Source organism: Tenacibaculum sp. (assembly GCF_050290165.1).
In the GTDB taxonomy this organism is placed as follows: Bacteria; Bacteroidota; Bacteroidia; order Flavobacteriales; family Flavobacteriaceae; genus Polaribacter.
The window spans coordinates 60763-75663 of record NZ_JBNKHD010000011.1 but is presented as its reverse complement, the minus strand read 5'-3'; the positions used below and the strand labels follow the sequence as shown (position 1 = coordinate 75663).

13 protein-coding genes are annotated in these 14901 nt (G+C 31.4%); 9 read left to right on the top strand and 4 right to left on the bottom strand.

Going from position 1 to position 14901, the window contains the following annotated elements:
• Nucleotides 1–41: 41 nt before the first annotated feature.
• Nucleotides 42–875 carry a GLPGLI family protein gene (locus tag ACQY6M_RS08145; RefSeq protein WP_428741049.1) on the bottom strand — a complete coding sequence of 278 codons (834 nt, stop codon included), beginning with the start codon at nucleotides 873–875 and terminating at the stop codon, nucleotides 42–44.
• Between the two features lie 120 nt (nucleotides 876–995).
• On the opposite strand from ACQY6M_RS08145, the gene ACQY6M_RS08140 reads away from it, so the two are divergent.
• The 3 genes from ACQY6M_RS08140 (at nucleotide 996) to ACQY6M_RS08130 (ending at nucleotide 3973) form a co-directional block, all read left to right on the top strand.
• Nucleotides 996–2594, top strand: a complete 1599-nt coding sequence (locus tag ACQY6M_RS08140; RefSeq protein WP_428741050.1) for a sensor histidine kinase — start codon at nucleotides 996–998, stop codon at nucleotides 2592–2594.
• Nucleotides 2587–3267, top strand: a complete 681-nt coding sequence (locus ACQY6M_RS08135) for a response regulator transcription factor (RefSeq protein WP_428741051.1) — start codon at nucleotides 2587–2589, stop codon at nucleotides 3265–3267. Before ACQY6M_RS08140 ends, ACQY6M_RS08135 begins: the two co-directional genes overlap by 8 nt.
• Nucleotides 3268–3358: 91 nt before the next feature.
• Nucleotides 3359–3973 (top strand): deoxynucleoside kinase, encoded by a 615-nt coding sequence (locus ACQY6M_RS08130; protein ID WP_428741052.1) that lies wholly within the window; start codon nucleotides 3359–3361, stop codon nucleotides 3971–3973.
• On the opposite strand, the gene ACQY6M_RS08125 is transcribed toward ACQY6M_RS08130, so the two are convergent.
• Complete coding sequence (locus ACQY6M_RS08125; RefSeq protein WP_428741053.1) at nucleotides 3965–4699, bottom strand: TrmH family RNA methyltransferase; 735 nt, start codon at nucleotides 4697–4699, stop codon at nucleotides 3965–3967. The two genes, ACQY6M_RS08130 and ACQY6M_RS08125, sit on opposite strands and share 9 nt — an antisense overlap.
• Before the next feature lie 71 nt (nucleotides 4700–4770).
• Between ACQY6M_RS08125 and ACQY6M_RS08120 the strand changes: the two genes are divergently transcribed.
• The 6 genes from ACQY6M_RS08120 to folK all read left to right on the top strand — a co-directional run bounded on the left by ACQY6M_RS08120 (nucleotide 4771) and on the right by folK (nucleotide 13546).
• On the top strand, nucleotides 4771–7224 hold the full coding sequence (locus ACQY6M_RS08120) for a BamA/TamA family outer membrane protein (RefSeq protein WP_428741054.1): 2454 nt from the start codon (nucleotides 4771–4773) through the stop codon (nucleotides 7222–7224).
• A 94-nt stretch (nucleotides 7225–7318) separates the two neighbouring features.
• The gene (fbaA, locus tag ACQY6M_RS08115; protein ID WP_428741055.1) at nucleotides 7319–8377 is read left to right on the top strand and encodes a class II fructose-bisphosphate aldolase; all 1059 of its coding nucleotides are present in this window, start codon (nucleotides 7319–7321) and stop codon (nucleotides 8375–8377) included.
• 50 nt (nucleotides 8378–8427) lie between these two features.
• Entirely contained in the window at nucleotides 8428–9285 is an 858-nt protein-coding gene (gene accD / locus ACQY6M_RS08110; RefSeq protein ID WP_428741056.1) for an acetyl-CoA carboxylase, carboxyltransferase subunit beta, read from the top strand.
• A 139-nt stretch (nucleotides 9286–9424) separates the two neighbouring features.
• Nucleotides 9425–9694: a 30S ribosomal protein S15 gene (rpsO, locus tag ACQY6M_RS08105; RefSeq protein ID WP_133534815.1), complete on the top strand. Its 270-nt coding sequence runs from the start codon at nucleotides 9425–9427 to the stop codon at nucleotides 9692–9694.
• Nucleotides 9695–9880: 186 nt separating this feature from the next.
• Nucleotides 9881–12118, top strand: coding sequence for a polyribonucleotide nucleotidyltransferase (locus tag ACQY6M_RS08100; protein ID WP_428741057.1), 2238 nt, complete (start codon nucleotides 9881–9883; stop codon nucleotides 12116–12118).
• A 297-nt stretch (nucleotides 12119–12415) separates the two neighbouring features.
• Nucleotides 12416–13546 (top strand): 2-amino-4-hydroxy-6-hydroxymethyldihydropteridine diphosphokinase, encoded by a 1131-nt coding sequence (folK, locus tag ACQY6M_RS08095; protein ID WP_428741058.1) that lies wholly within the window; start codon nucleotides 12416–12418, stop codon nucleotides 13544–13546.
• Between the two features lie 27 nt (nucleotides 13547–13573).
• Here folK and gldC read toward each other — a convergent pair whose 3' ends face one another.
• Together gldC and gldB are read right to left on the bottom strand one after the other, a co-directional pair.
• Nucleotides 13574–13912 carry a gliding motility protein GldC gene (gldC, locus tag ACQY6M_RS08090; RefSeq protein ID WP_133534818.1) on the bottom strand — a complete coding sequence of 113 codons (339 nt, stop codon included), beginning with the start codon at nucleotides 13910–13912 and terminating at the stop codon, nucleotides 13574–13576.
• A complete protein-coding gene (gene gldB, locus ACQY6M_RS08085) occupies nucleotides 13912–14874 on the bottom strand; it encodes a gliding motility lipoprotein GldB (protein ID WP_428741059.1) in 963 nt (320 codons plus the stop codon). Before gldB ends, gldC begins: the two co-directional genes overlap by 1 nt.
• Nucleotides 14875–14901: the final 27 nt, after the last annotated feature.

The following is a 14901-nucleotide window of genomic DNA, read 5'->3' as shown; positions in this document are numbered from 1 at the left end:
AGTTAGACTTTAAAAAAACTAAAAGGTTTAAATCAATAAAGTTAGCCTTGTATTTCTATATGAAATGAATTCCCATCTTTACTTTCACGTTTGTTTTTAAATCGCTCCATCATATCTTTCGTATGATCATCCATGATTTTATCAAACTCTTTTTGCGTTACTTTTTTTCCTTTAGCAGGTTCTGTGATCTCTATTTTTTCTGACGGATTTATAACAATTTCTGTACAAGCAATTGTAAGTTCGCCATCTTGAATTTCTAAAATCAACCCTGGCAATCCCCAAAACTCTTTGGGTCCATTACTAATTGGTATTTGCGGAGTATACCACGCCACAGTTTCAATAGTAACTTCATCCTTTTTTTCTTCTTTTTCACCATCTGTCATAGAAAACGAAGTTCTTGTTTCCTTTCTAGTTTTAGTAGCTTTATAACAAGTATAGTTTCCTATATTTTTGGTCTCTCCTGTCATTTTCCATTCATAATCTTGCAATACATCTTTTATAAGAAATCGCTTTCCACTAATTTCTGTCTTATTCACATATTTTTTATCAGCTATGTTTTTATACAAAATATCAGTTCCTCCACCACTACCCATTACCTGAATTTCTATTCCTTGCATTTGAACTTGTGGAGAAGACAATTTTTCGTTTTGTTTATAGGTAGATTCTGACTTATTGAAATTTAAGGTATACGTTTGCTGAAACTGTTTCATTAATTGATCCTGTAATTTTTTTTGCATTTCAGGATTTGGCGCTCCCTTGCCATTATCAATTTTTAAATCAACTTTTCGATGTGTTTTATAAATAGCTTTTCCTTGAAAGTTTTGCGAAAATATTGATGTACTTAACAATAATATCAATAGTGTTATTTTTCTCATTTTCTTAGTTTTAAAATTTAACACTACAAATATGGCTTGCCATATTAGCTTTTTGAGTTAACAAGTGTTAACGAGTGTTAAGCGATGCTTTTTTTCATTTTTACATTTTATCTTTGGAATATGAACACGAAAAAACATCGTTGGATTTTATACTTAATTAGCTCAACAATTGTTGTTACAATTGCTATACAGTTTTATTGGAATTTTAAAAACTACCAAGAAAACAAGCAGCGAATCATTAACGAAATTCAACAAAGTCTAGATAATGCAGTCGAAATTTACTTTGCTGATTTATCTAAAAAAAACTTCTATACAATTATCAAATCTGATAGCTTACCTAAGAAAAATAAAAAAGTACAAATCTGGAATTCTATCTTTTCTTCTTTAAATAATGATTCTTTAAATATTAACCCTACTAATAATATTACTTCTTTAAAGTTTAGTACCGACAGTGAAAAAGAGTTTAAAAAAATGGATTCTGTTTTTTTTCAGCAAGTAATTGTTGATACTGAAAAGCAACTTCAAAAAACAAACTCTTTAAAACCCGAGTTTAAAATTCAACAAATAACTCAATTAAGCAAAGACACAAATTCTGGTCTTCATTTTAAATCTCCCAACTCAATTGGTGAGGAAGTAAAAATTTTTCACGGAAAAAAAGCTTCTGACAGTTTAAAACTTATAAAAAACTTAAATACGATTATTATATCTATCCAAAATGACTCTTTAAAGCTTAAGCAACTTGATTCAATTTTAAAAAAGCAACTGACAGCTAAAAAAATACGTACTAACTTTAATATTAATCACTTTAAGGCTGATACGTTATACAACTCATCCAAGAACATTCATAAAAAGATTACCCTACTTAAAGATGAAGCTGCACCCACATTTTTAAAAGAAGACGAACGCATTTTTCTTGAATATACCAACCCTACATACGAAGCTTTAAAAAGAAGTTCAACTGGTATATTACTTTCTTTACTGTTATCATTAGCCGTTATTGCTAGTTTATTCTATTTATTAAAGATTATCAATCAGCAAAAAGAATTAGCGGAGATTAAAAACGACTTGATTAGCAACATCACTCATGAGTTTAAAACACCTATAACAACTATTTCTACTGCACTAGAAGCGATTAATAGCTTTAATGTTATTAATGATAAAGATAAAACCCAAAAATATATTTCTATTTCCTCTGCACAGATAGACAAATTACATATAATGGTTGAAAAACTTTTAGAAACAGCTACACTGGATAGTGAAAAATTACTTTTAAAGAAAGAACCTGTTAATCTAGTTGAGCTAATAGAAAGTAATATTAAAAAACATCAACTTTCTAATTCTGAAAAGTCAATTCACTTTTCTACCAATAAGCCTGCAATAATTATCAATGCAGATTCTTTTCATTTTGAAAATGCTATTTCTAATTTACTAGACAACGCTATTAAATATGGTGGTGATATTATAGAAGTACATATAAATGAAATATTAAACTCAATTGAAATAACAGTTGCCGATAATGGAAAGGGTATAGAAAAACACCAACAAGAAAAAATATTCGACAAGTTTTACCGAATTTCTAAAGGAAACACACATGATGTTAAAGGCTTTGGAATCGGTTTATATTATACTAAAAAAATTATCGAAAAGCATAAAGGTCTCATTTCATTAACCTCTAAACCTAACAAAACACTTTTTAAAATTGTTTTAAATCATGAATAAAATCATCAAAGTTTTATTAGCGGAAGACGAACCTAGTTTAGGTCAAATTGTGAAAGAAAGTTTAGAAACCCGAAACTTTGAGGTATTTCATGCACTTAATGGTGAAGAAGCCTACGAATTGTATAAAAATAACTCTCCAGAAATTTTGGTTTTAGATGTTATGATGCCTAAAAAAGATGGATTCACTTTAGCTAAAGAAATAAGAAAAGAAAATAAGCATCTTCCTATTATATTTTTAACTGCAAAATCGCAACCAAAAGATGTTGTTGAAGGTTTTGAGCATGGTGGAAATGATTATTTAAAAAAACCTTTCTCTATGGAAGAACTCATTGTCCGTATTCATGCCTTACTAGACAGAGTTCAGTTAAAAAAGAATTATGAGGTAATAAATATAGGTAACTATATTTTTAACTACACCAAACAAAGCTTAGCATTTCATAACGAGATTAAAAAACTAACCCATAGAGAAGCTGAACTGCTCTTTCATTTATTTGAAAAGAAAAATGAAATTTTGGACAGAAGTTTTATTTTAAAAAAATTATGGGGAGATGACGACTTTTTTAACGCAAGGAGTATGGACGTGTTTATTTCTAAATTAAGGAAGAAATTAAAACACGATGAGAGTATTCAAATTATAAACATCAGAGGCTACGGATATAAATTGATTTGTTAATCTTGTTTATGAATTCCTTTTTTTGTGTAATTTTACCGACCTTGAACTGGTAATGCCAGTGATATAAAAAACCATTATTACACAAATAATTATGCATGTAGCAATTGCCGGAAACATTGGCGCAGGAAAGACCACATTAACTAAATTATTAGCAAAACACTACAATTGGGAACCTCATTTTGAATCTGTTGACGAAAACCCATACCTAGATGATTTTTATGCTGAAATGGAACGTTGGTCTTTTAATCTGCAAGTTTTCTTTTTAAATAGCCGTTTCCGCCAAGTCTTAGAATTGCGTAAATCTGGAAGAAAAATAATTCAGGACAGAACTATTTACGAAGACGCACATATTTTTGCTCCTAACCTACATGCAATGGGATTAATGACGAACAGAGACTTTAGTAACTATTCTTCGTTATTCGAATTGATGGAAAACTTAGTAACCCCACCCGATTTATTAATCTATTTACGTGCTGATATTTCTACATTAGTAGGTCAAATACACAAACGTGGTAGAGAATATGAAAACTCTATTAGCATTGATTATTTAAGCCGATTAAATGAACGTTACGAAGCTTGGATTAGCCAATATAACAAAGGAAAATTATTAATTATTGATGTTGATAATTTAGACTTTGTAGACAACCAAGAAGATTTAGGATACGTTATCGATAGAATAGATGCTCAGATAAACGGACTATTTTAATCCTCTTTTAAATTCACTTAACAAGATTGCGGTAGCAGTAGCTACATTTAAACTCTCAGTTTGTTGTAAATCTCCAAATCTTGGGATAGTTAATGCATGCTTTACTGTTTGAGCAATTTCAGGTGAAATTCCGTTAGCTTCATTCCCCATAACCAACACTGCTTTTTCTGGTAGTAATGTTGTATATACATTTTCACCATCCATATCAGCAGTAAAAACTGGGAGTTTACTATTTGATAAAAAATCTTGTAAATCTATATACGAAATATTTACTCTTGTTAAGGATCCCATGGTTGATTGTACCACTTTTTGATTATAACAATCAACTGTGTTTTTGGAGCACACTAATTCAGTAACTCCAAACCAATCACACAAACGAATGATAGTACCTAAATTTCCTGGATCGTTAATTCCGTCAAGAGCTACCATGAATTTATCTTGATTAATTTCTTTTTCCTCTGGAATTTTAAACAATCCTAAAACTTTATTCGGACTTTTAAGCGTGCTTATCTTTTTTAATTCAGTCTCAGAGATTAATGTAATTTCAACATTTCTCGAAGGTATAAAAGACTCATCTGCAACAAACAACCGCTCAACTTCTAATGAAGATACTAATAGTTCGTTTACCACTTTTACCCCTTCTGCTACAAACAATTGATGTTTTTGTCGATACTTTTTTTGTTGTAAACTAGTTATTAACTTGATGTTGTTTTTAGATAAATTCATTAAATTATTTTTAACACTCTAAAACCACTAAAAAATAGTATTTTTGATCTTTAATACGAGGCGTAAAGTTAATGAAAAAACTTTCTTTCTTCTTTTTATTAGTAGTCTTATTCAGCTCGTGTAGTACGATTAAATATGTTAAAGAAAATGAGTTATTGCTAGCCAAAAACACAGTATATGTAGACAGTGTTAAAAACTCAAACGAAGACATTTCTGAATTACTAATGCAACGACCTAATGCCAAGGCTTTAGGTATGCCTTTGTCATTACATTTTTATAATCTTGGTAACCCTGAAGCACCTAAAACACCTAGCGAGTGGGGTAAAAAACACATAAAAACCTATAATTTTTTTAAAAATGTTTTTTCAGAAAAACAAAGTATTTCTGTTGCCAAAACTTTTATCGGTTTTAACAATTGGTTTTTAAACAGTGGACAAGCTCCAATTATTATTGATGATATAAAAACCAACAGAACAGTTGACAATTTAAAAACTTACTACCAAACTGAAGGTTATTTTAGAGCTAAAGTTAGCTCAAAAAAAGATACAATAGGGAAGAAAAAAGGAGCTATAACATATCATGTGACAAAGGGAAATCCTTCGTATTTGGACACTATTAAAACTTTTATCACCTCTCCTGTTTTAGATTCTCTGTATCAACTAACTAAAGATAAAAGTTATTTAAAATCTGGAGATCAATATAAAAATGATAATTTTATTAAAGAAGCCAATCGTTTAGTAAAGCTTTTTAGAAATAAAGGTATTTATTACTTCAATGAAAATTATATTTCTTTTGATAATGATACTTTAAAAAATTATGAAAGAACGGATGTAGACATTAACATTTCTGATAAAACTGAACCTTTTCAAATTCAGAAAATAAAAAAAGTTAACGTATATACCGACTACACTTATAACAGAAGAAATAATCCTCACAGAGATAGTGTTAGTTATAACGGAATTACCTTTTATGCTCACCGCAAATTAAAATATAATCCTAAATTTTTATCACAATCGTTATTTGTAAAACCCAACACTGTATATAGCGATTCTCTGAGAAACTTAACACGAACCCACTTAAGAGGATTAAAAAACTTTAAGGCAACCTCAATCAGATACAATGGATTAAGTGACAACGAACTTGAAACAAACATTTATTTAACTCCTATTGAAAAATATACCCTTGGTTTTGAAACTGAGCTATCTCGATCAAACATTCGTAATTTTGATGTATCGCTAAAATTTTCAATAACCAATAGAAATACCTTTAAAGGAGCTGAGATTTTTAAATTTTCTACGTTCGGTTCTTATTTTAATTCTAACAATGGTCCTGGTTGGGAAATTGGTTCTGACATTTCTTTAGAAGTACCACGATTTATGGCTCCTTTTGGATTACAAAAATTAATTCCTAAACGCATGTTTCCTAAAACCAAATTTTATGCAGGTGTTGGAATACAAAAAAACATTGCTTTAGATAAACAAAACATCTCAGTAGGGGTTAATTATAAATGGAATTACACTAGTAAAAAATCAATCGAGTTAGAGCTTCTAAATACTCAATATATTAGAAACTTAAATGTTAATAATTATTTTACTATTTACAATTCAGAATATAGAAAATTAAATGAAGTTGCAACTGCTTATGACCCTTCTTACACTTTACCTGATAATACTGCTGGAAATTACAATCAAATTGTAGCATTTATAACTAATGTTCTTACCGATGAGTCTTTTGCTTCTTCAAACCCAACTGAATATAAAAGCACATTAAATATTGCCAATAGGTATAATATTATTACTTCTGATTTTTTAATTCCTGAAATTGCATACAATTACACATACAACAATAGAGAAAGTATTAAAGATGATAGCTTTTCATTTTTCAAATTAAGAATAGCTAATTCAGGAAATGTTATGGGACTCTTATCAAAAAAAGCAAATACTCTTGACCAAAAAACAGTATTTGGAATTCCTATTGCACAATATTTTAAAGCTGATATTGAGTATAAAAAATATTGGTCTTTAAATGACAATAATGTTTTAGCACATAGAACTTTTTTAGGAGCTATTGTCACCTATGATAATTCAGACATTCCTTTTTCTAGAAGTTATTTCGCTGGTGGATCAAATGATATTAGAGCTTGGCGTACATATGACTTAGGACCCGGTACAAGACCTCCAGTTCTTGAATACAACATAGGTAGTTTAAAATTTTTAACAAGTTTTGAGTATCGCTTTGATGTATTAGGTTCTTTAAAAGGAGCTCTTTTTGTTGATGCAGGAAATATTTGGGATATTACCAATTCAAGTTTTGTTGATAGCGCCGCCAAATTTAACGGTCTAAAATCATTAAAAGATATGGCTATAGCTAGTGGTTTTGGAGCTCGTTATGACTTTAAATTTTTAATTGCTCGATTAGATTTGGGCTTCAAAGTTCATGAACCTTATCTTACCAATAATAGATGGTTTCAAAACTTTAACTTCTCTAGTTCTGTGCTCAATATCGGAATTAATTACCCCTTTTAGCAAAGTACTTTCTATCAAAAATTTATCACAACTTGTATAAAAAAGTGTAGATTTGTTCCCTAATTTTGTAACATACAACTAATAAAAATAAAAAATGATTAAACCTGGAGTTGCCACCGGAAAAGAAGTTCAAGCGATTTTTGAATTAGCTAAGCAAAAAGGCTTTGCTTTACCAGCAGTAAACGTAGTAGGATCAAACACTATTAATACTGTTTTAGAAACAGCTAAAGAACTTAACTCACCTGTAATCATCCAGTTTTCTAATGGAGGTGCTCAGTTCAATGCAGGTAAAGGCTTATCAAACGAAAACGAGAAGGCCGCAATAGCTGGTGCTGTAGCAGGTGCTAAACATATACATTTATTAGCAGAAGCATACGGAATACCTGTAATTTTACATACTGATCATGCTGCTAAAAAACTATTACCTTGGATTGACGGTTTATTAGATGCAAGTGAGCAATTTTATAAAGAAACAGGAAAACCTTTATATAGTTCTCACATGATTGATTTAAGTGAAGAGCCTTTAGAAGAAAATATCGAAATTTGTAAAGAGTACCTTGCTCGAATGAGTAAAATGGGAATGACTTTAGAAATTGAATTAGGAATTACTGGTGGAGAAGAAGATGGTGTAGATAATACTGATGTAGATAGCTCTAAACTATATACACAACCAGAGGAAGTAGCTTATGCTTATGAAGAACTAATGAAAGTTAGCCCTCAATTTACTATTGCTGCTGCTTTTGGAAATGTACATGGAGTTTATAAACCTGGAAATGTAAAGTTAACTCCAAAAATTTTAAAGAACTCTCAAGAGTACATCTCAGAAAAGTATAATGTACCTCACAACACTATCGATTTTGTTTTCCATGGAGGTTCAGGTTCTACTTTAGAAGAAATTCGTGAGGCTATTAGCTACGGAGTTATAAAAATGAATATTGATACTGATTTACAATATGCTTTTACAGAAGGTGTACGTGATTATATGAAAGAAAAATCTGCATATTTGCAATCACAAATTGGTAATCCAGAAGGTGATGATGTTCCTAACAAAAAACATTACGATCCTCGCAAATGGTTACGCGAAGGAGAGATAACATTCAAGAATCGATTAATAAAAGCTTTTGAAGATTTAAATAATGTTAATACATTGTAATAATCTTTTGAAAAAGAAAACCAAACAACTAAAGAATAAAAAACTAAATTATGGCTTGGTTTAAACGTACAGATAAAGGGATTCAAACCCCTACCGAAGAAAAAAAAGACACCCCTAAAGGCTTGTGGTATAAAACCCCAAGTGGAAAAATAATTGACACTGAAGAACTTAAAAAAAACTTATATGTAAGTCCAGAAGATGGATATCATGTACGTGTAGGTAGTAAAGAATATTTCGAAATATTCTTTGACGACAATAAGTTCAAAGAGTTGGATGCTAAGTTAACAGCTAAAGATCCATTAAAATTTGAAGACACTAAAAAATACCCAGACCGTTTAAAAGAGGTACAAAAGAAAACTGGTTTAAAAGATGCTGTTCGTACTGCGGTTGGTAAATCAATGGGAAAAGATTTAGTAGTTGCGGCGATGGATTTCTCTTTTATTGGAGGCTCTATGGGAAGTGTTGTTGGAGAAAAAATAGCTCGTGCTATCGATTATTCAATTGAAAACAACATCCCGTTTTTAATGATTTCTAAATCAGGAGGAGCTCGTATGATGGAAGCTTCTCTATCTTTAATGCAATTAGCAAAAACATCTGTTAAATTAGCACAATTAGCAAAAGCTAAAATTCCGTACATTTCATTATGTACTGATCCTACTACTGGAGGAACTACAGCTTCATTTGCAATGTTAGGAGACATTAATATTGCTGAACCGAATGCTTTAATCGGTTTCGCAGGACCTCGTGTGGTAAAAGACACCACAGGTAAAGATCTACCTGAAGGATTCCAACGTTCTGAATTTTTATTAGAACATGGTTTCTTAGATGCTATTTACGAGCGTAAAAACCTAAAAAAACAAGTGAATTTGTATTTAGATTTAATACAAAACCAACCTGTAAGAGTATAACCAAAAAGCTAGCATTCGCTAGCTTTTTCGCTTTATGTTATTTTCAACACTTACAAGTTATCAATCAAAAAAAAATTGTACATTTGCATCTTCAATGTAATAGCATTGAGTACATAATAATCATTTAAATAATATTGGCATGTATTTAACAAAAGAAGTTAAAGAACAAATCTTCGCAAAACACGGTAAAGGAGCAAATGATACTGGTACTGCAGAAGGACAAATCGCGTTATTTACGCACAGAATTAATCACTTAACTGAACACTTAAAAAGAAATCGTAAAGATTTTAACACAGAGCGTTCATTAGTTAGAATGGTAGGTAAGCGTAGAAGCTTGTTAGATTATCTAAAGAAAAAAGAAATCAACAGATACCGTGCGATTATTAAAGAATTAGGAATTAGAAAATAATTCTACAAAAAAAGAGGCTCTATAAACGTGCCTCTTTTTTATTTTAAAGCAAATAATATTTCTGACTAACAACCAGAATTTTATATATAAAAAGCTCAAAATTACTAACAACAATTTTGATTTTCCATTGGAGCAACAACAACACAACAACAAACAAAACGAATTAAAATTTAGAAGAATTAATTTATGATTCCAAAAGTATTTAACCAAGTCATAGAACTTGGAGATGGAAGAACCATCACATTAGAAACAGGAAAATTAGCAAAACAAGCAGATGGTTCTGTTGTTGTAAGAATGGGAGATACAATGTTATTAGCAACAGTTGTATCTGCAAGAACTGCGAACCCAGGTATTGACTTTTTACCTTTAACGGTAGATTACCGTGAAAAATTTGCTGCCGCGGGTCGTTACCCTGGTGGATTTATGAAACGTGAAGCACGTCCTTCAAACGAAGAAATTTTAACAATGCGTTTGGTAGACCGTGTATTACGCCCATTGTTTCCAAAAGATTATCACGCTGAAACTCAAGTGATGATTCAATTAATGTCTCATGATGAAGATGTTATGCCAGACGCTTTAGCTGGTTTAGCTGCCTCTGCTGCAATTCAATTATCAGACATCCCTTTTGAAGCACCAATTTCTGAAGTACGTGTCGCTCGTATTAACGGAGAGTTTATTATCAACCCTAGTGCTACTCAATTAGCTGAAGCAGATATCGACTTAATGGTTGGAGCTTCTAATGACTTCGTTGCAATGGTTGAAGGAGAAATGGATGAAGTTTCTGAAGAAGAAATGGCAGAAGCAATCCGTGTGGCACACGAAGCTATTAAAGTACAGTGTGATGCTCAAGTAGCATTAGCAGAAGCTTTTGGCAAAAAAGAAACTCGTGAATATGAAGGAGAGGCTGAAAACGAAGATTTAGCAGCTAAAATTCATGAAGCAGCTTACCAAAAATGTTACGACATTGCTAAAAAAGGAACTTCTAAACAAGAAAGAGGATTAGCTTTTTCTGAAGTAAAAGATGAAGTTATCGCAATGTTTACCGAAGAAGAATTAGAAGAGTATGGTGATTTAGTAGAAAAGTATTTTGGTAAAGCACACAAAGCAGCGGTTAGAGACTTAACTTTAAATGAAGGTTTACGTTTAGACGGACGTACAACTACTGATATTAGACCAATTTGGTGTGAGGTAGATTATTTACCAAGAACTCACGGTTCATCAATCTTTACGCGTGGTGAAACGCAAGCATTAGCTACAGTTACTTTAGGTACTTCTAGAGATGCTAACATGGTAGATTCTCCTACACTACAAGGTGAAGAAAAATTCTATTTACACTATAATTTCCCTCCATTTTCTACAGGAGAAGCGCGTCCTTTAAGAGGGACTTCTCGTCGTGAAATTGGTCACGGAAACTTAGCTCAAAGAGCATTAAAAGGAATGATTCCTGCAGATTTTCCTTACACAGTTCGTGTAGTTTCTGAAGTATTAGAATCTAACGGTTCTTCTTCAATGGCTACCGTTTGTTCGGGTACAATGGCATTAATGGACGCTGGTGTTCAAATGAAAAAACCAGTTTCAGGTATCGCAATGGGATTAATCTCTGACGGTGATCGTTATGCTGTTTTATCTGATATTTTAGGTGACGAAGATCACTTAGGAGATATGGATTTTAAAGTAACAGGTACTGCTGATGGTATTACTGCTTGTCAAATGGATATTAAGATTAAGGGATTATCTTACGAAATCTTAGTTAAAGCTTTAAAACAAGCTCGTGATGGTCGTTTACACATTTTAGAGAAAATAACTGATACTATTGCAACTCCAAACGCTGATGTGAAGCCTCACGCACCTAAGATGGTGAACAGAGTTATTCCTAACGACTTAATCGGTGCGTTTATCGGACCACAAGGAAAACACATTCAAGAGTTACAAAAAGAGACAGAAACTACTATTGTAATTAACGAAGACCCTGTTACTGAAGAAGGAATCGTTGAAATTTTAGGAACAAACCAAGAAGGAATTGACAAAGTACTTGCTCGTATCGATTCTATGATGTTTAAACCTGAAAAAGGTTCTGTTTACGAAGTAAAAGTGGTTAAAATATTAGATTTTGGTGCTGTAGTTGAATATACTGAAGCTCCAGGAAACGAAGTATTATTACACGTTAGCGAGTTAGCTTGGGAACGCACAAACAATGTTACTGATGTAGTAAACATTGGTGATATTATTGATGTAAAATACTTTGGTATCGACCCTAAAACTCGTAAAGAAAAGGTATCTCGTAAAGCGTTATTACCAAAACCTGAAGGTTATGTAGCTAGACCACCTAGAGACAATAACAAAGACAATAGAGGTCGTGATAATCGTAATCGCGATAATCGTCGTGATGATAGAAAACCAAGAGAAGATAAAAAAGAGGCATAATTTTCTTTTTTAGCATAAAACAAAAAAGCAACCAATAATTTGGTTGCTTTTTTGTTTTAATAAACTTTCAAAATATTATAAAAAAGTAAGGCTGCTAAAAATAGCAGCCTTATACTTAGAGTTGTTGTTTCAGATCATTCCCCAATAATCATATAAAAATCTTACTCTATAAAGAAATCCAATACTATAACAGGTCAAAAAGAAAACACCCTACCTTTTTTTTAGAAATTATTTAAATAAAAAAAATCTTTTTTTAGCTTTTCTTTTTTTAGTTTTAGTTTTCTTTGCATCCCACTCATGAAAATACAACGAATCACATATATTTCAATAGGAACCAATCAAGGAGATAAGCTTGTGAACATCCAACAAGCAATCAACTTAATTGCTAATAAAGTTGGCGCTGTATTAAAGGTAGCATCGGTTTATGAAACCGCCTCATGGGGATTTGATAGTAGCAATTTTTTTAATACTTGTATTAAAGTTTCAACCTATTTACCTCCTGAACAGCTAATACTAGAATTGCTTTCTATTGAAAAAGAACTGGGGAGAACTCGAAAAAATACCGACGGATATTCTGACAGGTTAATTGATTTAGATATTTTATTATTTGATGATGAAATTATCTTTTCAAAAACTTTAATTGTCCCACATCCTAGAATGTTAGAACGCAAGTTTGCCTTAATTCCTTTGGTAGAAATAGCACGTAACGTTATTCACCCTATAGAGAAAAAGCATTTATACATCTGTTTAGAAAATTGTTCAGACACTTCAGAAATTACCAAACTTGATGTAAAGTTAAACAGACCTATTCCTATTACTGAAAAGTATAATTATATTGCTATAGAAGGAAATATTGGCGCAGGTAAAACGTCATTAGCCAATATGATGTCTGATGAATTTAACGCTAAAATTGTTTTGGAGCGTTTTGCCGACAACCCTTTTTTACCTAAGTTTTATGACGATAATGATCGCTACGCATTTCCTTTAGAGATGAGTTTTTTGGCAGATCGTTATCAACAGCTTTCTGACGATTTAGCGCAATTTGATTTATTTAAAAACTTTATTGTTTCCGATTACTATATTTTTAAATCGCTCATTTTTGCACAAGTCACTTTACATAGTGATGAATATAAATTATACAGAAAAATGTTCGATTTGATGTATAAGGAAATCACAAAGCCTGATTTGTATGTGTACTTATATCAAAACACAGAACGTTTATTGGAAAACATTAAAAAGCGTGGACGCGATTACGAACAAAACATAGAAGCGAGTTACTTACAAAAAATTCACGATGGTTACAGTAACTTTATTAAAACACAGCCAGATTTAAACATTCTAATTGTTGATGTTTCAGATTTAGATTTTGTAAACAACTCTGATGATTATGAAACTATCATCAACAAAATAAAGAACTACAACGCATAAAAAAAGCAGCTTTAACAGCTGCTTTTTTTATTTCTGAATTAACTCTAGCTTTTCAGCAAAGTAATCACAAAAATCGCGCATAGTAGCACTCATTTTTTCGTCATTTGTAGCTCTTTCAAACGAATTCGCCATAGACACTAAGGTTTGATGAAAAAACTGCTTCATTTCGTCTACAGGCATATCTTTAGTCCATAAATCCATACGCAAGGTATCTTTTTGTTTATGATCCCAAACAGATAGCATAATTGCTTTAGAAGCTTCATCCTTTATACCTCCGTCTTCTGCATTCCAAGAAATTTCTTCTGGAATTTTATTTTCGTCTAATCCTACTTTAAATGTGATTTTTGATGTATGTTTAACCGCCATTATCTTTTTGGTTTGTATCCTGATTTTTTGAAGATCTCCTCTTCACTTGTTTGTAATAATTGATGCAAAGATACGTCATTCTTTTGCATATACGAACGCACAATTTGCCAACCAATCCACTCTCCTATTCTTCCTGGTGATTCTTTATCTTGCTCCATATAAAACTTGGAAAAAGGTGCTAAATCTAAAAAACGTTTATCAACATCCTTACTGGTACTATACAACAAATCTTTCTCAATAAAATACTTCCAAATTTGCTCTTCATTACTTTTAGCCCAATCTAATTTGGTTTGTGAATATCCTATTTTTATATCGTCTGGAATGTATGGTAAATATGCATCAAGTAAATACATTTTTTTTCCGCGATATATCATTTTATCTATAAAAGTTCTTGCCATACTTGGCAACATTTGTTTACCTATAATCGCTTTTGCTACATCTACTACAATATGCTCTCTTGTATTATTCTGCTTTACGTACTCTGGATAATCATTATAAAACTTATGTTTACCTCCTAAATAAGCATCTAGAGACACCAACAATAAACTATCTGTATACACAATTCGATTATCATAATCGATATTTGTTAGCATAGTAATCACCTTTGGGCTCACAAATCTCGGATTGTAATATTTTACATGTTTAAAAAGTGATGTTAACTCTTCTTTTTCTTTGGTTATATCAGAAAATACCTTCTCCGTTTCAGCAAACAACTCTTGCTCATCTTTATTATTGATTTTATTTACCCAAACACTATCGGGCTGAGAAGGAAACAACATTGGGTATTTCTCTTTTGTTACAGAAAGTTCGCTAGGTTTCGTAGTATAGAAATCGATATCGAAACGCTCTAATTCCAAGTTAACCTCAATATTCGATACATCAACATTTAATTTATTTACTTCTTCTTTTTTACACGAAAAACCTATAATAATTAAGGCAACAAGTGCTAAAAATTTTCTCATGAACTTTAGTATATTTACATTCTAAAT